This is a genomic window from Mesorhizobium sp. M0601 (assembly GCF_040320845.1).
GTDB lineage: Bacteria > Pseudomonadota > Alphaproteobacteria > Rhizobiales > Rhizobiaceae > Mesorhizobium.
The window spans coordinates 1-18397 of record NZ_JAMYQK010000029.1 but is presented as its reverse complement, the minus strand read 5'-3'; the positions used below and the strand labels follow the sequence as shown (position 1 = coordinate 18397).

Sequence of the window (18397 nt, the reverse complement as noted above, 5' to 3'; positions counted from 1 at the left end):
GATCAGTTAAAGGCTGTGCGCACCCGCAGCCGCAATATGGCGAGCAGGCTGAAGCCGCGTACCAGCAGGAAGACATGCAACGCCGCCCACAAGCCGTGATTACCGAAGGCCGGCGCCAGGATCAGCAGCGCGGCGCTGAACGCCAGGAATGACAACAGCATCATGTTGCGCATGTCGCGCGACCATGTTGCGCCGATGAAGACACCGTCCATCTGGAAAGCCAGCACGCCGCTGAGCGCGGTGAACGCCGCCCAGGGCAGGTAGATGTCGGCAATGGCGCGGACGTCCGTCGAGGTCGTGATCAGGGCGATCAGATCCGTGCCCTCCAGCAGGAAGAAGAGCGTCGCCGCGCCGGCCAGACCGAGCCCCCAAAGCAGCGTCAGACGCACCGCCTGATCAAACGCCGTGGCGGCACGGGCGCCGATGGCGCGCCCGGCGAGCTGTTCGGCAGCGGTGGCGAAACCATCGAGGAAATAGCCGGCAACCAGGAAGAGGTTCATCAGCACGGCGTTGGCGGCCAGCGTCAGAGTGCCGAATTGTGCGCCCTGGCGCGTGAACAGCGCGAAGGCGGCGAGCAGCGAAAAGGAGCGGATCATGATATCGCGATTGAGCGACATCATGCGCAGGAATGCCGGCAGATCGAGGACGCGGTGGCGCGGCAGCCTGGGCGCCGCCCAAAAGCGCCGGCCGACAATGGCGAGACCAAGCAGCATGGCGACGAATTCGCCGGTGACCGTTGCCCAGGCAACGCCGGCAACGCCCCAGCCGAGCTCCAGGCCAAGCAGGAAGCAGAGGACGATGTTGATGCCGTTCAGCATCAACTGCAGCATCAGCCCGAGCCCGCCCTCGCCGCGCCCAAGCACGTAACCGAGGATGGCGTAATTGATCAGCGAGAACGGTGCCGCGAGCATCCTGATGCGGATATAGACGTCCATCGCCGCGCTGACGCGCGGTTCGGCGCCTATGAACCATTGCCCGGCGGTGGAGACCAGCGGCGCAAGCGCGGCAAGCACGACGCCGGCGACGACCGCGATCAGCACGGCGCGCCAGAACACCGCCTGCTCCTCCAGCGCATCGCCGCGCCCGAAGGCCTGGGCGACGAGGCCGGTGGTGCCGGAGCGCAGGAAATTGAAGGTGGTGAAGACGACATCGAAGATCAGGGCGCCGGCCGCCAGGCCGCCGAGAAGGGCGGCGTCGCCGAACTGCCCAACCACCGCCGTGTCGACAATTCCGAGCAGCGGCGTCGTCAGATAGGCAAGCGTCATCGGCACGGCGATGGCGAGCACCGAGCGGTTGGTGACGACGAAGGCCCCGGCTTCGGTGGCGTGGGCTTCGGTGGGTAAAGCCTGCTCCAAACGCGTGTTGCTTCCTGTTGCGGCTTGATCGGCCAGCCGATGTGCCCCAGTTTGCGGACCTCGCGCAACCATCCACCCCGTTATGGTCAACCGAAATCCGCCTCTGGCGCACCGGCCGCCCCATGCCCTTGCAGATCGTTCATCATCCCGACTATGACGCCGGCTTCGCCGTCAACCACCGCTTCCCGATGAGCAAATATCCGCTGCTGATGGATGCGTTGCGGGCACGCGGCCTGGCACGTCCCGAAGCGCTCAACAAGCCGGAGGCGGCGCGGCCATCATGGCTGAAGCTTGCCCACGCGGCAGACTATGTCGACCAGGTGCTTGCCTGCAAAGTGCCGGTGGCGATCGAGCGCGAGATCGGCTTTCCCGTCGGACCGCGGGTTTCGCTGAGGGCGCAGCTCGCAACGGCCGGCACGGTGCTGGCGGCGCGGCTGGCGTTGCTGAACGGCATCGCCTGCAACACCGCCGGCGGCAGCCATCATGCACGGCGCGCGCAAGGCGCCGGCTTCTGCACCTTCAACGACGTAGCCGTTGCCGCGCTGGTGCTCCTCGCCGAAGCTGCTGTCCAAAACATCCTGGTCGTCGACCTCGACGTGCATCAGGGCGACGGCACGGCGGATATCCTGAACGACGAGCCGCGCGTGTTTACCTTCTCCATGCATGGCGACCGCAACTACCCCGCGCGCAAGATCGCCTCCGATCTCGATGTCGCCCTGCCCGACGACGCCGGCGATGCAGCCTATCTGGAGCGGCTGGACGCCATCCTGCCGGAGCTGTCGGCGCGAAGGCGCTGGGACCTCGTCTTCTACAATGCCGGCGTCGATGTCCATGTCGAGGACCGGCTCGGCAGGTTGTCGCTCACGGATGACGGGCTGCGCGCCCGCGACGATATGGTGATCCGCCATTTCCGCACGCTTGGCATACCGGTATGCGGCGTTATCGGCGGCGGCTATTCGACGGATGTCGCAGCACTTGCTGCACGGCATGCCATCCTGTTCGAGGTGGCGGCGGGCTACGCCTGAAAATTCACTTCCGGTAGTTAGCGATCCTGAGCAGGATGAAGGCCGGCACGACGATCGCGGCACCGAGCAGGATGTAGCCGAGAAAGCGGTCGATGGCGTGGAAGCCCAAATTCCACAGGTCGATGAAGAATTTGCGAATGCCATAAAGCACATCCATCGGCGACCAGCCGAAGGCATTCATGACCAGCCCGACGAGGAACGACACCACAAGCAGCTTCAGGATCACCCGGAGCGGCGTATCGCCGAGAAAGCGGTTCAGTGCGGACAAGCCTGTCTCCACAGTCGGGTGCCGCGATTCGGGCACATGCCTAGAAATACGCAGTTGATAGCCCTGCATCAAGCCGAGCCCTCAAACCGGATTGCGCATCGGCGCCGGGCCATGATATCGGAGGAACCAGCGCGGGTATGATGTAATGGTAGCTTGTCAGCTTCCCAAGCTGAACGCGCGGGTTCGATTCCCGCTACCCGCTCCAGCTCTTGCCCCCCGGTGCATTGCACTTGTTCTGGCCAAGCTGAAAACCAGCGGATTTATAGGCAGTTTTACAGCCCGGGCTGGCCGTCTTTCATCTGTTTGGCCGATGTGCCAGTTCGTGGAATATCTCACATTGAGGGTCGGCGGGGCCTCGAATGACCCCAACCGGAAAGTCTACCCTTGGTCCGCTGGCTTCTGCTGGCGGGCCTTTTTTGAGCATCAGGCAGTAGTGGCCGACGTGCATCGGCGCCGCTGCTGGCGGGCCTGTCTGGTCGTCTGGCCGGCCACGGGATGCGCTCCGCTTGCCGCTCCAGCCCTTATCCCACCTCCCGCAGAATAAAGTCGTGCAGCATCTTGGCTGCCGGTGACAGCGCGCGGTTCTTCACCGTGATCAGGCTGTAGGGCCTGACCTCGATGTCGAATTCAGTCTGGACAACATCGATGGCGCCGGCCAGGCCTTCGGGGTTCTGGATGAACTTCGCGACCTGGATCGAAACCGGCGCAATGGCGTCGGATTGCGCGACCATGACCAGAGTCAATAGCAGCGAGCTGGTGTTGAGGATGCGGTCCGGCAGCGCGATGTTGCGGTTCAAAAAGTTGCTTTCCATCGCCTGGCGCAGCGGCGAGCCGCCCGACTGGAAAACCCAGTCATAGGCGGCGGTGTCTTCCAGCCGCACCGCCTTGCCCTTGGTCAGCGGGTGGCCGCGGCGCACGATCAGGCAGGCTTTCTCGACGCCGATGACGCGCGCTTCGAACAGCCGCGGATTGAGGTCGTCGGGGATGCGGGCGATGATGAAATCGTGGCGCGAGGCGATCAGCTCGCGTGCCAGGACGTTCGAGGTCTCGACCTGCATGGTGATTTCGATGCGCGGATAAAGGCGCCGGATCTCGCGGATCGCCGGCACCGCCAGCTCGATCGCCGGTGCTGTCACCGCGCCCAGGAATACCGAGCCGCCCTTGCCCGCCTTGAGCTCGAAAATCTCGCGGTCGACCTCACGCATCTCGAGCAGGATCGATCGCGCGCGCCGTGCCAACGCCTTGCCATAGGGTGTCAGCGTGATGCCGCGCGGCAGCCTTTCGCAGAGCTTGACGTCGAGCACGGCCTCCATCTCGGCGATCATGCGCGAGGCCGCCGGCTGCGAGATGTTCATGACCTGGGCCGCGGCGCTCACTCGGCTGTGCTCGTCGAGGGCTGCGATCATACGCATGTGACGCAGGCTCAAGCCGCTGCGCAGCAAGGTTCCGCCATCACCCGGGATTTCATCGTAACTGGCTGATATTCCGCCAGGATTTCGCAGCGCTGCCATGATTCTTCCCTACTCTTACGCCCGGCGCCCTGGCAGGATCCGGCAGCGTCGTCACTAGCCTAAGCCATATCAGTCTCGATATAGCAACCATCAAAGATCGCATTTGACAGTTATGGCAAAGCGACACACCCTTCGCGCGTCCTGAGGCTTGACGGTCGGTGACGAGGGAAAACTCGTATCGATTGAAACCAGAGTCTCGGGGCCGATTGGGAGGATACCGGAGATCGATTGACGGCAGCGGCGCGTTTGGCGCTCCTGCACGATTGCGCGGCCCACGAAACCCAAGGGTACGCGTCCATCAACCAGGGAGAGTTAATGTGAAGATTATCAAGACACTGGCCGCCGTCGCGGCCCTAGGCATCGCGGCCATGACGCTGCCGGCGCAGGCGGGCGAAGGCCTGATCGGCGTGCTGATGCCCACCAAGACCTCGCAGCGCTGGATCAACGACGGCGACGCCGTCAAGTCCCAGCTCGAGGCTCTGGGCTACACTGTCGACCTGCAGTACGCGCAGGACGACATTCCGAACCAGCTCAGCCAGCTGGAAAACGAAATCACCAAGGGCCCGAAGGCGCTGATCATCGCTTCGATCGACGGCACCACGATGGGCGATGCGTTGCAGAAGGCGAATGACGCCGGCGTTGTCGTCGTCGCTTACGACCGCCTGATCAAGAAGACGCCAAATGTCGACTACTACACCACCTTCGACAATTTCGGCGTCGGCGTCATCCAGGCCAAATCGCTGCTCAAGGGTCTCGGTTATCCCGAGAAGAAGGGCCCGTTCAACATCGAGCTGTTCGGCGGTTCGCCGGACGACAACAATGCGTTCTTCTTCTATAACGGCGCCATGTCGGTTCTTCAGCCGCTGATCGACGACAAGACCCTCGTCGTGAAGTCCGGCCAGATGGGCATGGACAAGGTCGGCACGCTGCGCTGGCTGGCGGCAACCGCCCAGGCCCGCATGGACAATCTGCTCTCCGCCAACTACTCGGACGGCAGCCGCGTCGATGGCGTGCTCTCGCCCTATGACGGCCTGTCGCGCGGCATCATCGCTTCGCTGCGCGCCGTAGGCTACGGCACCGCCGATCAGCCATGGCCGATCGTCACCGGACAGGACGCCGAGACCGCTTCGGTCAAGGCGATCATCGCCGGCGAACAGTATTCGACCGTGTTCAAGGACACCCGCGAACTCGCCAAGGCGACGGTCGAACTCGTCGACAAGGTGCTCTCGGGCGGCAAGCCGGAAGGCCTCGACACCACGACCTACAACAACGACGTCAAGGTCGTTCCCTCGATCCTGTTGACACCGCACGACGTCGACAAGTCGAACTATCAGGCCCTGGTGGTCGATTCCGGCTACATCAAGGCCGAAGAGCTGAAGTAATCGCGGTTACAAAGCCTGGGGTCCTGCGCAGGCAGGGCCCCTTTTCGTTGGCGAGCCAGCCCGGTATTGTTTGCGGACCTCGCAGGAGTGGTATTCTCAATGGCATCGACGATTTTGGAGATGTGCGACATCACCAAGACGTTTCCCGGCGTCAAGGCGCTGTCGAACGTCAAGCTCATGGTCGAGGAAGGCGAGATCCATGCCGTGGTCGGCGAGAACGGCGCTGGCAAGTCGACGCTGATGAAGGTGCTGTCGGGTGTGTATCCGTCCGGCACCTATGACGGCCAGATCATCTATCGCGGCGATGAGTGCCATTTCAAAGGCATCCATGACAGCGAGCGCAAGGGCATCGTCATCATCCACCAGGAGCTTGCGCTGGTGCCGATGCTGTCGATCGCCGAAAACATCTTTCTCGGCAACGAGCACGCCAGATACGGCGTCATCGACTGGAATGCCAATGAGGCGCGCACCAGCGCCCTGCTCAAGAAGGTCGGCCTCAAGGAAGACCCCAACACGCTGATCACCAATATCGGCGTCGGCAAGCAGCAGCTGGTCGAGATCGCCAAGGCGCTCAGCAAGGAAGTGAAGTTGCTCATTCTCGATGAGCCGACCGCGAGCCTGTCCGAAAAGGACAGCCAGGCGCTGCTCGATCTGCTGCTCGAATTCAAGCGGCAAGGCATCACTTCGATCCTGATCTCGCACAAGCTCAACGAGGTGAACCGGGTCGCCGACAAGGTCACCATCATCCGTGACGGGCGGACTATCGAGACGCTGGCCAAGAAGGACATCTCGGAGGACCGCATCATTACCTCGATGGTCGGCCGTTCGCTCGACGACCGCTATCCGCCGCGCGAGCCGAAGATCGGCGAGACCGTTCTCGAAGTGAAAAACTGGTCGGTCTACCACCCCATCCATGCCGAGCGGCAGGTCATCAAGGGTATCAACCTCAACGCCCGCAAGGGCGAAGTGGTCGGCATTGCCGGGCTCATGGGTGCCGGCCGGACCGAGTTTGCCATGAGCCTGTTCGGCCGGTCCTATGGCCGTCGCATCACCGGCGAGGTGTTCCTCAACGGCAAGCCGATCGACGTCTCTTCGGTGAGCAAGGCGGTGGAACACGGCATCGCCTACGTTACCGAGGACCGCAAGACCTACGGTCTCAACCTGATCGACCACATCAAACACAACATCACGCTGGCCAACCTGCCCGGCGTGTCGCGCCACGGCGTGATCGACGATTTGCGCGAGCTTTCGGTCGCCAACGATTATCGCGGCAGGACCAATATCCGCGCCTCGAGCGTCTACCAGATGACCGGCAACCTTTCTGGCGGCAATCAGCAGAAGGTGGTGCTCTCGAAATGGCTGTTCGCCAATCCGGAAGTGCTGATCCTCGACGAGCCGACACGCGGTATCGACGTCGGCGCCAAGTATGAAATCTATACGATCATCGCGCGTCTCGCCTCCGAGGGTAAGGCAATCATCGTCATCTCGTCGGAAATGCCCGAACTGCTCGGCATCACCGACCGCATCTACGTCATGAACGAAGGACGCATCGTCGGCGAAATGGCGGCAAGCGACGCCAGCCAGGAAAAGATAATGCGCGCCATCGTCCGCGGAGAAGGAAAAGCATCATGAGCACCGAAAGCGCTCCCGGGCCGCAGACCGGCGTTGCCCAGGATCTACAACAGGGACCTCGCATTGCCGTCTCGGCGCTGGTCACCAACCTGCGCGAATACGGGTTGGTGCTGGCGTTGATCGCAATCATGGTGTTCTTCCAGTTCACCACGTCCGGAACGCTGTTCAAGCCGGTGAACCTCAGCAATCTCGTACAGCAGAACAGCTTCATCATCGTGATGGCGCTGGGCATGCTTCTGGTGATCGTTTCGGGTCACATCGATCTCAGCGTCGGCTCCGTCGCCGGCTTCATCGGCGCACTGGCGGCGATGATGATGGTCATCTGGCCGCTTGGCCCATTGAGCAATCCGCTGGTGGTGTCGATCATCTGCCTGATCGTCGGTGGTGCGATCGGCGCGGCACAAGGCTACTGGATTGCCTATCACCGAATACCGAGCTTTATCGTCACGCTGGCGGGCATGCTGATCTTCCGCGGCATCTGCCAGGCGCTGCTGGGTGGCGGGTCTTCCGTAGGGCCGCTTCCCGTCGGCTTCAAGGCGCTCAGTTCCGGCTTCATTCCGGACCTGATCGGCCCGTTGACGCTGATACCGCCAACCGTGAACGCCGCCGGCAAAACCATTGTCGGCAGCGGCCTGACGCTGCACCTGACGACGATCGTGATCGGCCTCGTCGCCGTGCTCGCCTATGCCTATTTCGGCCTCAGGGCACGGCGCACCCGCGAGAAGCATGGCTACGAAGCCGAGCCCTTCTCGCTGTTCGTCGTCAAGACCCTGGTGATCAGCGCGCTGGCGCTGTTTCTCGTCTACCAATTCGCCACCTATAGGGGCCTCCCCATCGTTCTCATGGTGATGGGCGTGCTGATCGCGTTGTTCGTCTTCGTTACCAAACGCATGACGATCGGCCGTCGCATCTATGCGATGGGCGGCAATGCCAAGGCAGCCCAGCTATCGGGCATCAAGACCGAACGGCTGACGTTGATGGTGTTCATCAATATGGGCGTGCTGTCGGCACTCGGCGGCCTGATTATCGCAGCGCGCCTGGGGCAGGCTGTGCCGGCGGCCGGCCTCGGCAGCGAGCTCGACGTCATCGCCGCGGTGTTCATCGGTGGCGCTTCGGCGATGGGCGGCGTCGGCCAGGTGATCGGCGCGGTGGTCGGCGGCTTCATCATGGGCGTCATGAACAACGGCATGTCGATCATGGGCGTCAATGTCGATTGGCAGCAGGTGGTCAAAGGCCTGGTGCTGCTCGGCGCCGTCGTCTTCGACGTCTACAACAAGAACAAGGCTTGAGAGGCAACCAGGAGGCATACGGGTCACATCGCGACGCTGCCGGGCGGCGCAAAGAAGTCCCCCCGAGGGACCTGATCCGCGAGCGCAATCCGGACGAAGAATTTCAACCGAGGCGCGGACAGGGTCCGGGCCGCGCAGGGTAGGGTTTGCCGAGAAAGGGCAGGCCAGCCCACAATTCAGAGAGGGTTACCATGCTGATCTCACAAATCCTCGACGACGCCGAGACGATCCGCGTCGTTGCCCGCAACGGCGGCAAGACCCGCGTCATCAACGGCGCCCGCAGCGTCTATTCGCTGGCGATGGAAGCCGCGCGTACCGGCAGCGGGCTTGTCGCCCTGATCGAGCGCAAGGGCTTCGGCGAAACCGTCGATCTCGACGCAGCCTATAAGAAGGGCCGGCTGCTGTCGCCGATCAACCATCCCGATCCGGCGCATCTCCATCTCACCGGCACTGGGCTGACGCATCTCGGCTCCGCCGCGACCCGCGATTCCATGCACAAGAAGCTCAGCACGGACGGCGAGGAACAGCTGACCGATTCCATGAAGATGTTCCGCATGGGGCTTGAGGGCGGCAAGCCGGCGAAGGGCCAGATCGGCGTGCAGCCGGAATGGTTCTACAAGGGCAACGGCACCATGGCGGTGGCGCCCGGTGCGGCGCTTATGTCGCCCGCCTTCGCCCAGGATGCCGGCGAGGAGCCGGAAATCGCCGGTATCTATGTGATCGGCGACGACGGCGCCCCGTTCCGCGTCGGCTTCACGCTGTCTAACGAGTTTTCCGACCATGTCACCGAGCGTGTGAACTATCTCTTCCTTGCCCATTCCAAGCTGCGCAATGCTTCGTTCGGGCCGGAGATCCTGATCGGCGATCTGCCGTCCGATATCCGCGGCACTTCGCGCATCCTGCGCGACGGCAAGCTGCTTTGGGAAAAGCCGTTCCTGTCGGGCGAGGCGAACATGTCGCACACCATTGGCAATCTCGAGCATCACCACTTCAAATACTCAGCCTTCCGCCAGCCGGGCGACGTGCATGTGCACATGTTCGGCACGGCGACGCTGTCCTTTGCCGACGGCGTCAGGACCGAGGCCGGTGACGTATTCGAAATCGAGGCGCAGGATTTCGGCCTGCCACTGCGCAACCCGCTTGAAATCGAGCAGCCGGTGAAGGTCGCCGTGAAGGCACTTTGAGCCGGGCGTAGCCCGGAAGTGAGAGGAAGGTCAGCGCGCGGCGCGGAAATGCTTGGACAGTTTCAGGCCCTGTGCCTGATAGTTCGAGCCGAGATCAGTGCCGTAGAGCGCCCGCGGCCGTTTCAGCATGTGCTCATAGACCAACCGTCCGACGATCTGGCCGTGGTCGAGGATGAACGGCACTTCGTGGCTGCGTACCTCGAGCACCGCCCGGCTGCCGGTGCCGCCCGACGCCGAATGGCCGAAACCCGGGTCGAAGAAACCGGCATAATGGACGCGGAACTCGCCGACCAGCGGATCGAAGGGCGTCATTTCGGCGGCGTAGAGCGGCGGCACATGCACCGCCTCGCGCGACACCAGAATATAGAATTCGTCCGGATCGAGCACCAGCTCGCCGGCACCGCTCTTGTAGAGCGGCTCCCAGAAATCGACGACATCCTGCGCGGCGCGCTTGTCGACGTCGACGAGGCCGGTGTGGTGCTTGCCGCGATAGCCGACCAGCCCGTCCTTGTCGCCGTCGAGGTCGATCGATAGCGCGATGCCCCCGCCTGAGATGTTGGGTGGTTCGGTGGCGACCAACATTTCGGCGCGGTGCAACTCGTGCAACTCGTTTTCCGACAAGAGCGCATTGCCGGTGCGGAACCTGATCTGCGACAGCCGCGAGCCGGTCCGCACGACGATCGGGAAAGTGCGCGGGCTGACCTCCAGGTAGAGCGGGCCTTCATAGCCGGCGGCGATCTTGTCGAACTCGTGGCCGCGGTCGGTCATTACCCGAGTGAAGATATCGAGCCGTCCGGTCGAGCTTTTCGGGTTGGCGGAGGCGGAAATATGGGCGGGCAGCGCCAGGCTTTCGAGCAGCGGCACGATGTAGACGCAGCCGGTTTCCAGCACAGCACCTTCGGCGAGGTTGATCTCGTGCAGCTTCAGCCGGTCGAGCTTGTCGGCAACCCTGTGGTCCGGGCCGGGCAAGAAGGAAGCACGCACCCGCCAGGCCTTGTCGCCGAGCCTGAGGTCAAGGCTGGCCGGCTGGATCTGATCGGCATCGAGCGTGCGCGGCGATTTCAGCGCGCCCGTCTGGAACAGCGCGGAAATATCCTGATCGGGAAGAATGCCTGTCTGCCGCAAGGGTCTGGCTCCGTTCGAACGCCGGGCGAGGTCTTGTTCTGTCGCAGGTCCGACCGTAGACGCCTTTGGCACCTGCTTGGTACAACCCTCTTAATCATGCCGGCAATTGACGCAAGCGTGGCGCGGGTCTAAAGCTCGTTATCCCGTGGTGATTTGGCCGGTCGGCTTGCAGCCACGTTAAACAAGTCGCTAAAGGACCGTCGGGCCGCAAGGCCATATGGACCGGTTGCGACTTTCGCGACCGGTTTTTTGTTGTTTGGACCAATTTTGGTGTTTGGATGGAATGATGACCAAGAAGCGCGACTGGAAGCCTCAGACCGCACTCGTGCATGCCGGAACGCTGCGTTCCCGCTTCGGCGAGACCTCCGAGGCGATGTATCTCACCCAAGGCTATGTCTACGAGACGGCGCAAGCGGCGGAGGCCCGCTTCAAGGGCGAGGAGCCGGGCTTCATCTATTCGCGCTATGCCAATCCGACGGTCGACATGTTTGAAAAACGCATGTGCGCGCTGGAAGGAGCCGAAGACGCGCGCGCCACGGCATCCGGCATGGCGGCGGTGACGGCAGCACTGCTGTGCAGCGCCAAGGCGGGCGACCATATCGTGGCGGCGCGCGCGCTGTTCGGCTCCTGCCGCTGGGTGGTCGAGACGCTGGCGCCGAAATACGGCATTGAGGCAACGCTGGTCGACGGCACCGACATCGCCAATTGGGAAAAGGCGGTCAAGCCGAACACCAAACTGTTCTTCCTGGAAAGCCCGACCAATCCTACGCTGGAAGTGATCGACATTGCCGCCGTCGCGGCACTTGCCAATTCGATCGGCGCCAGGCTGATCGTCGATAATGTGTTCGCCACGCCCTTGCAGCAGAAACCCCTGCAGCTCGGCGCCCACATCGTCGTCTATTCGGCCACGAAGCATATTGACGGCCAGGGGCGCTGTCTTGGCGGCATCGTTCTGTCGGACAAGAAATGGATCGACGAGAACCTGCATGACTATTTCCGCCACACCGGCCCAAGCCTCTCGCCCTTCAATGCCTGGACGCTGCTGAAAGGCCTGGAGACGCTGCCGCTACGCGTACGCCAGCAGACGGAAAGTGCCGGCCGCATCGCGGATTTCCTGGCCGAGCGCCCGCAAATCGCCCGTGTCATCTATCCTGGCCGTGCCGACCACCCGCAAGCGGCCGTGGTCAAGAAGCAGATGTCGGGTGGCTCGACGCTGATCTGCCTCGATGTGAAGGGCGGCAAGCAGGCGGCCTTTGCCTTCCAGAACGCACTCGACGTCGTGCTCATTTCCAACAATCTCGGCGACGCCAAGAGCCTGATCACCCATCCGGCGACGACGACGCACAAGAACTTGACCGATGAGGCCCGCGCCGAGCTCGGCATCGGACCGGGAACACTCAGGCTGTCAGTTGGCCTTGAGGACGCCGACGACCTGCTCGAAGACATCGAGCAGGCACTGAGAGTTGCCGGATAAGGGCTGGCCGAACAGAGGCGAGCGGGGACGCGCCGATCAGGCGCCGGACGGGGTCTCTTCCAGCTCCGCGACGGCCTTGGTCTGGATAGTCATCACATTGCCGCGCCAGTCGACGGCGCCGCTCAGCCATCCGCGCGCCCAAATGGCGGGAAGCATCAGGTCTCGCGCCATCATCGCCGGGATGGTGCGCAGCGACAGCTGCCATCCCTTGGCCGAGGCCAAGGCGCATTCCGGCAGGTAGGCCGCAACCAGCACGGCGATGGCGGTTGCCGGCAGGCTGACGCCGGCGTCAGCCGCCGCGATCAGCGCAAGCACCAGCGGCGGCGCCGCGCCGATCAGGATCTCGGGGGCGAAGAACAGCGCGAAGGTGACGCGGCGCAGCCGCGCCCAGCGCGCCTGCCGCGACCAGATCTCGCCAAGCGTGCGCCGGCCGAGCGGCTGTTCGAAGGGCGAGGCGACAAGATTGACCCGCAGTCCGAGCCCGTTGACCAGCTTGGTCGCGGCGGCGTCCTCGGCGATCTCGGCGGCAAGCGCGCGGATGCCGCCATTGGCGTCGAGCATCGGCTTGTTCCACAACATGCTCTTGCCCTGCGCGAAGCCGAGGCCGAGCGCCTCTCCAGCGTACTGCCAGCGTGCCTGCAGCGTGTTGAGAAAGGCGCATTCGACCTCCCCCCAGAAACTGTCCGGCCGTGAGCCGATCGGCGTCGAGCAGACGAGGCCAGTGCCATGCCGCCATGCCGCCATCAGCTGCTGGACGTAGTCGCTCGGCATAAGCACATTGGAATCGGCAAGGATGACCCAGCGATAATGCGCCGCTTCCCAACCCTTCACGCAATTGTTGAGTTTTGGATTGCCGCTGATGCGGTCGTCACCGACTAGAAGGCGGGCGCGAATAGCTGGAAAGCGCGCCATTGCGGCGGTGATCGGCTTGACCACCGGGTCGTCGGCATGGGCAACGCAGAAGATGAGTTCGTAGCGCGGCCAGTCGAGTGAGAAGGCGCGCTCCAGCGTCTCTTCGGCAAACGGCTCGATGCCGCGTGCCGGGATGACGATCGATACCGGCGGCGCGTTGGCGGGCGGTGCGATCCTGGCTGGTCGCTTCAGCTTCAGCGAAGCTAACAGGATGCTGGCGAGATTTGAAAGAAGGAGGGCTATGGAAAGGAGGGCGGCTGCGAATGTCGGTTCCATCGAGATCTGGTCACTCCAGAAGTGCCGGCCGCATGACGGCCGTTTTCAACAATTCGACAGAACGCTGAGTCGCCCGGCACAAGCCTGCACACCATCATCGTCATGTGTCACTTAAATGACATTGTTTTTCGGCACCTGCGCTCGAGTCGGGCAAGGAGATGACGCGCATCGTTGATCAAACTGCGCTGAGCGTCGAAAGTTCCATCTACATTGCTTTGGAGCAGTTTATGTACAGCGCCGTCACCCGCAACATCGAAGTGCAGGTCAGGCCGTTCTATCTGGAGGATCACTCCGACCCGCCGCAAAACCGCTATGTCTGGGGATATCAGGTGACCATCGACAATCAGTCGGATGAGTTCGTGCAGCTTCTGTCGCGCTACTGGCACATTACCGACGGCACCGGCAAGGTCGAGGAAGTGCGCGGCCCCGGGGTCGTCGGCGAGCAACCCGGACTCAACCCCGGCGACAGCTATCAGTATACGTCTGGATGCCCGCTCTCGACGCCGTCCGGCATCATGGTCGGGCACTACACCATGCGCAACAAACGGGGCGAGACGTTCGACGTCGCCATCCCCGCCTTCTCGCTCGACTTGCCGGGAATGCGGCGCACCGTCAATTGACGGCCGTCATCCGGCCGCTGCAAACTCCGCCGGGTCGAAGTCATATTGCTTCGAGCAGAATTCGCAGGCGACGTGAATGCTGCCATCCTCGGTGCTGTCCCTGATCTCCTCGGCGGAAAAGCCTTCGAGGATGCCGTGGATCTTCTCCCTCGAGCATGAGCACTGGTCGGCGACCGGCACCCCGCCGAACACGCGGACGCCATGCTCGTGGAAAAGCCGGTAAAGCAGCCGTTCGGCGCCGATCGTCGGATCGATCAGCTCGGTCGGTTCAATAGTACCAAGCAGCGCCAGCAGCTCCTGCCAGGAATTGTCGGTCGGGTCGTGGATTTCCTCACGCGGATCGCCATCGCCACCGGGAAGGTCGGGTACGCGCATGCGCTCCGCCGACTGCGGCAGGAATTGTGCCAGCAGGCCACCGGCCCGCCATTGCTCGCGGGCACCGCCGACGCCGGGCGTCAGAAGCTTGGCAACCGAAAGCCGGAGGTCGGTCGGAATCTGCTCAGACTGGCGGAAATAAGTGCGTGCGGCATCTTCCAGTGTGACGCCGTCGAGCTGGACGATGCCCTGGTAGCGTTGTGTGTGGGCGCCCTGGTCGATGGTCAGCGCCAGGACGCCGCTGCCGAGCAGCGTCTGCGGTGACGTCTCGCCGGCAGAAGTCAAAGCCTGCAGCCGGTCGGCATCGAAGCGGGCATAAGCGCGCAGCGCGTGCGGCGTGGAGAAATCCGCGACCAGCATGTCGACCGGCCCGTCGGTGCGGGTCTGCAGAATGAACTTGCCCTCGAACTTCAGCGAAGTTCCGAGCAATACCGTCAACACACAGGCTTCAGCCAGGAGCCGGGCGACCGGCTCGGGATAGTCGTGACGGCTGAGAATAGCATCGAGCATCGGCCCGAGCTGGACGGTGCGACCGCGCACGTCGAGCGGGCCGACCTCGAACGGCACGACATGGTCGTCGCCGGCGTAGCCGAATTCGCCGAGCTTGGGTTTATGTTCAGCCAATTGATGAGTTTCCAACATGACAAAGCTCCGGGGCGCGGCGATGCCGCCCTCCGGGGCGCATGCGACGAGACGCGCTCGATTTGCGTGATGCGCCTGAGATAGGCACCACCAACTCCCGGATCAAGGCGGCCCAGATCAAGGCGGCGCAGATCAGGACGGCCCGGATCACCGCGGCTCGTATCAAGCGCCCAGGCACCAGGCCAAGACCGCCTTCTGGGCATGGAGCCGGTTCTCGGCCTCATCGAACACCACCGAATGCGGTCCGTCGATGACCTCGTCGGTAACCTCCTCACCGCGATGCGCCGGCAGACAGTGCATGAACAGCGCGTCCGGCTTGGCTTTCGCCATCAGTGCCGCATTGACCTGATAGGGCAGGAAGACATTGTGGCCGCGGGCACGGTGCTCCTGGCCCATCGACACCCAGCAGTCGGTGACGATGCAGTCGGCCTCGTGAACGGCCTCCTCGGGCGAACGGGTGAATTTCAGCTTGCCGCCATTGGCTTTCGACCAGTCGACATGCTTCTGGGCCGGTTCGCTGCCCTCGGGCACGGCGACATTCAGCTTGAAATGGAACCGCGCGGATGCCTCCAGCAGCGAATGCAGCACGTTGTTGCCGTCGCCGGTCCAAGCGATCGTTTTACCGGCCACCGGACCGCGGTGCTCTTCGAAGGTCATGATGTCGGCCATCAGCTGGCAGGGATGGGTCTCGTCGGTCAGCCCGTTAATGACGGGGACCGTAGCGTTTTCCATCAGTTCCAGCAGCCGGTCATGCGAGGTGGTGCGGATCATGATGGCATCGACGTAGCGCGACAGCACCTTGGCCGTGTCGGCAATGGTCTCCGAGCGGCCAAGCTGCATCTCGGTGCCGGTCAGCATGATCGTCTCGCCACCCAATTGCCGCATACCGACGTCGAACGACACGCGCGTGCGCGTCGACGGCTTGTCGAAGATCATCGCCAGCACCTTGCCTTCGAGCGGCTTGCTGCGTTCGCCGGCCTTGAGCCTTGCCTTTCGCACCGCTGCGTCGTCGAGCATGAAGCGCAGATCGCCTTCGGAAACGGCGGAAAGATCGGTGAAATGGCGAAGGGACATCAGGAATTCCAGGATTACTTCGCAGCGGCAGCGACGATGGCATCTGCCAGGCTCTTGGCGCCGGCACGAATGCGCTCGAGCGCTTCGTGGATCTCGGCGTCGGTGACGGTGAGAGGCGGCAGCAGGCGGATAACGTTGTCGCCGGCCGGAACCGTCAAGAGATGCTGGTCACGCAGTGCCACCGTGACCTTGGTGTTGGGCATCGCGCATTTAAGCCCGAGCATCAGGCCGGTGCCCCTGATGCTTTCGATAACATCCGGAAATTCGTCGGCGACACCAGCGAGCCCCTGCTTCAACAGCAGTGCCTTGCGCCGGACGTCTTCGAGAAAGCCGTCTTCCAGCACCACGTCGAGCACGGCGTTGCCGACCGCCATTGCCAGCGGATTGCCACCGAAGGTGGTGCCGTGCACGCCGGCGGTCATGCCGACCGCTGCCTCGTCGGTGGCGAGGCAGGCACCCATCGGGAAGCCGCCGCCGATGCCTTTGGCCACCGCCATGAGGTCGGGTGTGACACCCGCCCATTCATGCGCGAACAGCTTTCCGGTGCGGCCGACGCCGCATTGGACCTCGTCGAAAATCAGGAGCAGTCCGTGCTGATCGCAGAGCTGCCTGAGCCGCTTCAGCGATTGCGTCGGCACTTGCCTGATGCCGCCCTCGCCTTGCACCGGCTCGATCAGGATCGCCGCGGTTTCAGGCGTGATCGCCTTCTCGGCGGCATCCACATCGTCGAAACCGACCTGGTCGAAGCCGTCGACCTTGGGGCCGAAACCTTCCAGATACTTGTACTGGCCGCCGGCGGCGATGGTCGCCAGGGTGCGGCCGTGGAAGGCGCCTTCGAAGGTGATTGTGCGGTAGCGCTCGGGGTGGCCCTTGACGAAGTGGTACCGCCGCGCCGTCTTGATGGCGCATTCGAGCGCCTCTGCGCCGGAATTGGTGAAGAACACCTTGTCGGCGAAGCTTGCGTCGGCCAGCCGCTCGCCGAGCCGGCTCTGTCCCGGAATCTCGTACAGATTGGAGACGTGCCAGAGCTTGGCGGCCTGCTCGGTGAGGGCCGCGACCAGATGCGGATGGCTGTAGCCCAACGAATTCACGGCGATGCCGCCGGCGAAATCGAGATATCGCTCGCCCTTGTCGGTGACCAGCCAGGTGCCTTCACCGTGGTCGAAAGCCAGGGGTGCGCGAACAAAGGTCTCGAAAAGCGCCGAACCGCTCATTATATGCGTCTCCGGAACCGGAAAAATCAAAAAGCCGCCAAAGCGGCGGCCCTTGTGGCTTATCGTGTTTTTCGGCCGTGAAGTCAACGAAAAGGTCGCGCAAGGTCGCGCGGCAAGCCCCCAGCATAACGCCGGCTCATAAGCGACCGGGCAAGTTGGGGAAAACCGAAAAAACCGATTCGTGTTGGCCTTGGGACTCTTGTCACCGAGTCAGCGCATAAGGTAATTGTAGTAGAGAAATAACTAGATTTCGTGCGGCGGACCTAATCACCCGATATATGTGGTGTCTGCCCGGCAGAAGCCGGGTCGGGAATGGATTCCGATTGCCGCACGTTTCAGCAGGAGCGCGGTCTCATGAACTGGACTGACGAGCGAGTCGAACTTCTCAGAAAATTGTGGTCGGAGGGCCTCAGCGCCAGCCAGATCGCCGCACAGCTTGGCGGGGTCAGCCGCAATGCGGTCATCGGCAAAGTGCACCGGCTGAAACTGTCCGGTCGCGGACGCACGACCGCCTCACCGGCACGCCAGAAGAAGACGGTGCAGGGATCGACGATCCAGAAATCGGTGTCCCGGGCAGCAAGCGCCACGCGCCATGCCACCACCTCGATGTCGATCGGTGCGACCGCGCTCAAGGCGCAGTTCGATGCCGAACCGGTGGCGCGCCACTATATCCGCCCGGTCGAGAACGTCGTCGTGCCGATCTCGCGGCATCTGCAACTTGTCGAACTCAACGAGCGCACTTGCAAATGGCCGAACGGCGATCCGCTTTCGGAAGACTTCCATTTCTGCGGCAACGACGCCGCCGAAACCGGCCCCTACTGCAAGTACCACGCCCGCGTGGCGTTCCAGCCGGCATCGGAGCGGCGGCGGAGCAGATAGTTAGGGGAATAGGGGAGTAAGGCAGTACGGCAGTAGGTGAATTGTAGAGAAGCGCGCTCCCGAAGCGATAGCCTACTGCCCTACTGCCCTACTGCCCTACTGCCCTACTGCCCTACTGCCCTACTGCCCTACTGCCCTACTGCCCTACTGCCCTACTGCC

The 18397-nt window shown here is 63.0% G+C and carries 16 protein-coding genes, 1 tRNA gene and 1 riboswitch; of the genes, 9 read left to right on the top strand and 8 right to left on the bottom strand.

All coding sequences use genetic code 11. The annotated features are described in order from the left end of the window. Positions 1-2 precede the first annotated feature (2 nt). Positions 3-1427, bottom strand: a complete 1425-nt coding sequence (locus NKI41_RS22840) for an MATE family efflux transporter (RefSeq protein ID WP_352685317.1) — start codon at positions 1425-1427, stop codon at positions 3-5. Between the two features lie 50 nt (positions 1428-1477). Here NKI41_RS22840 and NKI41_RS22835 point away from each other — a divergent pair, with 50 nt between their 5' ends. Then, positions 1478-2380, top strand: a complete 903-nt coding sequence (locus tag NKI41_RS22835) for a histone deacetylase family protein (protein WP_352685290.1) — start codon at positions 1478-1480, stop codon at positions 2378-2380. Between the two features lie 4 nt (positions 2381-2384). On the opposite strand, the gene NKI41_RS22830 is transcribed toward NKI41_RS22835, so the two are convergent. Further along, a complete protein-coding gene (locus NKI41_RS22830) occupies positions 2385-2648 on the bottom strand; it encodes a DUF6460 domain-containing protein (RefSeq protein WP_023677362.1) in 264 nt (87 codons plus the stop codon). Positions 2649-2779: 131 nt separating this feature from the next. Between NKI41_RS22830 and NKI41_RS22825 the strand changes: the two genes are divergently transcribed. After that, a tRNA-Gly gene (locus NKI41_RS22825) sits at positions 2780-2853 on the top strand. Between the two features lie 316 nt (positions 2854-3169). Here the strand turns inward: NKI41_RS22825 and NKI41_RS22820 are convergent. After that, the gene (locus NKI41_RS22820) at positions 3170-4159 is read right to left on the bottom strand and encodes a LysR family transcriptional regulator (protein ID WP_352685289.1); all 990 of its coding nucleotides are present in this window, start codon (positions 4157-4159) and stop codon (positions 3170-3172) included. Positions 4160-4476: 317 nt separating this feature from the next. On the opposite strand from NKI41_RS22820, the gene chvE reads away from it, so the two are divergent. The 4 genes from chvE (at position 4477) to araD1 (ending at position 9646) form a co-directional block, all read left to right on the top strand. Further along, a complete protein-coding gene (chvE, locus tag NKI41_RS22815; protein ID WP_254816339.1) occupies positions 4477-5541 on the top strand; it encodes a multiple monosaccharide ABC transporter substrate-binding protein in 1065 nt (354 codons plus the stop codon). A 99-nt stretch (positions 5542-5640) separates the two neighbouring features. Continuing rightward, entirely contained in the window at positions 5641-7173 is a 1533-nt protein-coding gene (gene mmsA, locus NKI41_RS22810) for a multiple monosaccharide ABC transporter ATP-binding protein (protein WP_352470119.1), read from the top strand. Continuing rightward, positions 7170-8462 carry a multiple monosaccharide ABC transporter permease gene (gene mmsB / locus NKI41_RS22805; protein WP_292659525.1) on the top strand — a complete coding sequence of 431 codons (1293 nt, stop codon included), beginning with the start codon at positions 7170-7172 and terminating at the stop codon, positions 8460-8462. Before mmsA ends, mmsB begins: the two co-directional genes overlap by 4 nt. 191 nt (positions 8463-8653) lie before the next feature. Next, positions 8654-9646, top strand: a complete 993-nt coding sequence (gene araD1, locus NKI41_RS22800) for an AraD1 family protein (protein WP_352613920.1) — start codon at positions 8654-8656, stop codon at positions 9644-9646. 30 nt (positions 9647-9676) lie between these two features. On the opposite strand, the gene NKI41_RS22795 is transcribed toward araD1, so the two are convergent. After that, positions 9677-10771: a 2'-deoxycytidine 5'-triphosphate deaminase gene (locus tag NKI41_RS22795; RefSeq protein WP_352470117.1), complete on the bottom strand. Its 1095-nt coding sequence runs from the start codon at positions 10769-10771 to the stop codon at positions 9677-9679. Between the two features lie 135 nt (positions 10772-10906). After that, a riboswitch (SAM riboswitch) is annotated at positions 10907-10984 on the top strand. Between the two features lie 70 nt (positions 10985-11054). Between NKI41_RS22795 and NKI41_RS22790 the strand changes: the two genes are divergently transcribed. Then, positions 11055-12245 carry an O-succinylhomoserine sulfhydrylase gene (locus NKI41_RS22790; RefSeq protein WP_352685288.1) on the top strand — a complete coding sequence of 397 codons (1191 nt, stop codon included), beginning with the start codon at positions 11055-11057 and terminating at the stop codon, positions 12243-12245. 36 nt (positions 12246-12281) lie between these two features. Here NKI41_RS22790 and NKI41_RS22785 read toward each other — a convergent pair whose 3' ends face one another. Next, positions 12282-13433, bottom strand: a complete 1152-nt coding sequence (locus NKI41_RS22785; protein WP_352685287.1) for a ceramide glucosyltransferase — start codon at positions 13431-13433, stop codon at positions 12282-12284. A gap of 227 nt (positions 13434-13660) precedes the next feature. On the opposite strand from NKI41_RS22785, the gene apaG reads away from it, so the two are divergent. After that, entirely contained in the window at positions 13661-14053 is a 393-nt protein-coding gene (gene apaG, locus NKI41_RS22780) for a Co2+/Mg2+ efflux facilitator ApaG/CorD (protein ID WP_023677352.1), read from the top strand. Positions 14054-14059: 6 nt separating this feature from the next. Here apaG and NKI41_RS22775 read toward each other — a convergent pair whose 3' ends face one another. From NKI41_RS22775 to NKI41_RS22765, 3 genes are all read right to left on the bottom strand, one after another. Further along, positions 14060-15070, bottom strand: coding sequence for an Hsp33 family molecular chaperone (locus NKI41_RS22775; protein ID WP_352501705.1), 1011 nt, complete (start codon positions 15068-15070; stop codon positions 14060-14062). 162 nt (positions 15071-15232) lie between these two features. Continuing rightward, a complete protein-coding gene (gene argF / locus NKI41_RS22770; protein ID WP_352470112.1) occupies positions 15233-16144 on the bottom strand; it encodes an ornithine carbamoyltransferase in 912 nt (303 codons plus the stop codon). A gap of 14 nt (positions 16145-16158) precedes the next feature. Further along, positions 16159-17358 carry an aspartate aminotransferase family protein gene (locus NKI41_RS22765; RefSeq protein WP_023677349.1) on the bottom strand — a complete coding sequence of 400 codons (1200 nt, stop codon included), beginning with the start codon at positions 17356-17358 and terminating at the stop codon, positions 16159-16161. 354 nt (positions 17359-17712) lie between these two features. Here NKI41_RS22765 and NKI41_RS22760 point away from each other — a divergent pair, with 354 nt between their 5' ends. Continuing rightward, positions 17713-18237 (top strand): GcrA family cell cycle regulator, encoded by a 525-nt coding sequence (locus NKI41_RS22760; protein WP_023677348.1) that lies wholly within the window; start codon positions 17713-17715, stop codon positions 18235-18237. Positions 18238-18397: the final 160 nt, after the last annotated feature.

What these genes read in the sequence shown, in the direction of transcription:
- NKI41_RS22840 (WP_352685317.1), bottom strand. Translation starts at nt 1,427, where the DNA reads ATGGTTGCGCGAGGTCCGCAAACTGGGGCACATCGGCTGGCCGATCAA.
- NKI41_RS22835 (WP_352685290.1), top strand. Translation starts at nt 1,478, where the DNA reads ATGCCCTTGCAGATCGTTCATCATCCCGACTATGACGCCGGCTTCGCC.
- NKI41_RS22820 (WP_352685289.1), bottom strand. Translation starts at nt 4,159, where the DNA reads ATGGCAGCGCTGCGAAATCCTGGCGGAATATCAGCCAGTTACGATGAA.
- mmsA (WP_352470119.1), top strand. Translation starts at nt 5,641, where the DNA reads ATGGCATCGACGATTTTGGAGATGTGCGACATCACCAAGACGTTTCCC.
- mmsB (WP_292659525.1), top strand. Translation starts at nt 7,170, where the DNA reads ATGAGCACCGAAAGCGCTCCCGGGCCGCAGACCGGCGTTGCCCAGGAT.
- araD1 (WP_352613920.1), top strand. Translation starts at nt 8,654, where the DNA reads ATGCTGATCTCACAAATCCTCGACGACGCCGAGACGATCCGCGTCGTT.
- NKI41_RS22790 (WP_352685288.1), top strand. Translation starts at nt 11,055, where the DNA reads ATGATGACCAAGAAGCGCGACTGGAAGCCTCAGACCGCACTCGTGCAT.
- NKI41_RS22785 (WP_352685287.1), bottom strand. Translation starts at nt 13,433, where the DNA reads ATGGAACCGACATTCGCAGCCGCCCTCCTTTCCATAGCCCTCCTTCTT.
- apaG (WP_023677352.1), top strand. Translation starts at nt 13,661, where the DNA reads ATGTACAGCGCCGTCACCCGCAACATCGAAGTGCAGGTCAGGCCGTTC.
- NKI41_RS22775 (WP_352501705.1), bottom strand. Translation starts at nt 15,070, where the DNA reads ATGTTGGAAACTCATCAATTGGCTGAACATAAACCCAAGCTCGGCGAA.
- argF (WP_352470112.1), bottom strand. Translation starts at nt 16,144, where the DNA reads ATGTCCCTTCGCCATTTCACCGATCTTTCCGCCGTTTCCGAAGGCGAT.
- NKI41_RS22765 (WP_023677349.1), bottom strand. Translation starts at nt 17,358, where the DNA reads ATGAGCGGTTCGGCGCTTTTCGAGACCTTTGTTCGCGCACCCCTGGCT.
- NKI41_RS22760 (WP_023677348.1), top strand. Translation starts at nt 17,713, where the DNA reads ATGAACTGGACTGACGAGCGAGTCGAACTTCTCAGAAAATTGTGGTCG.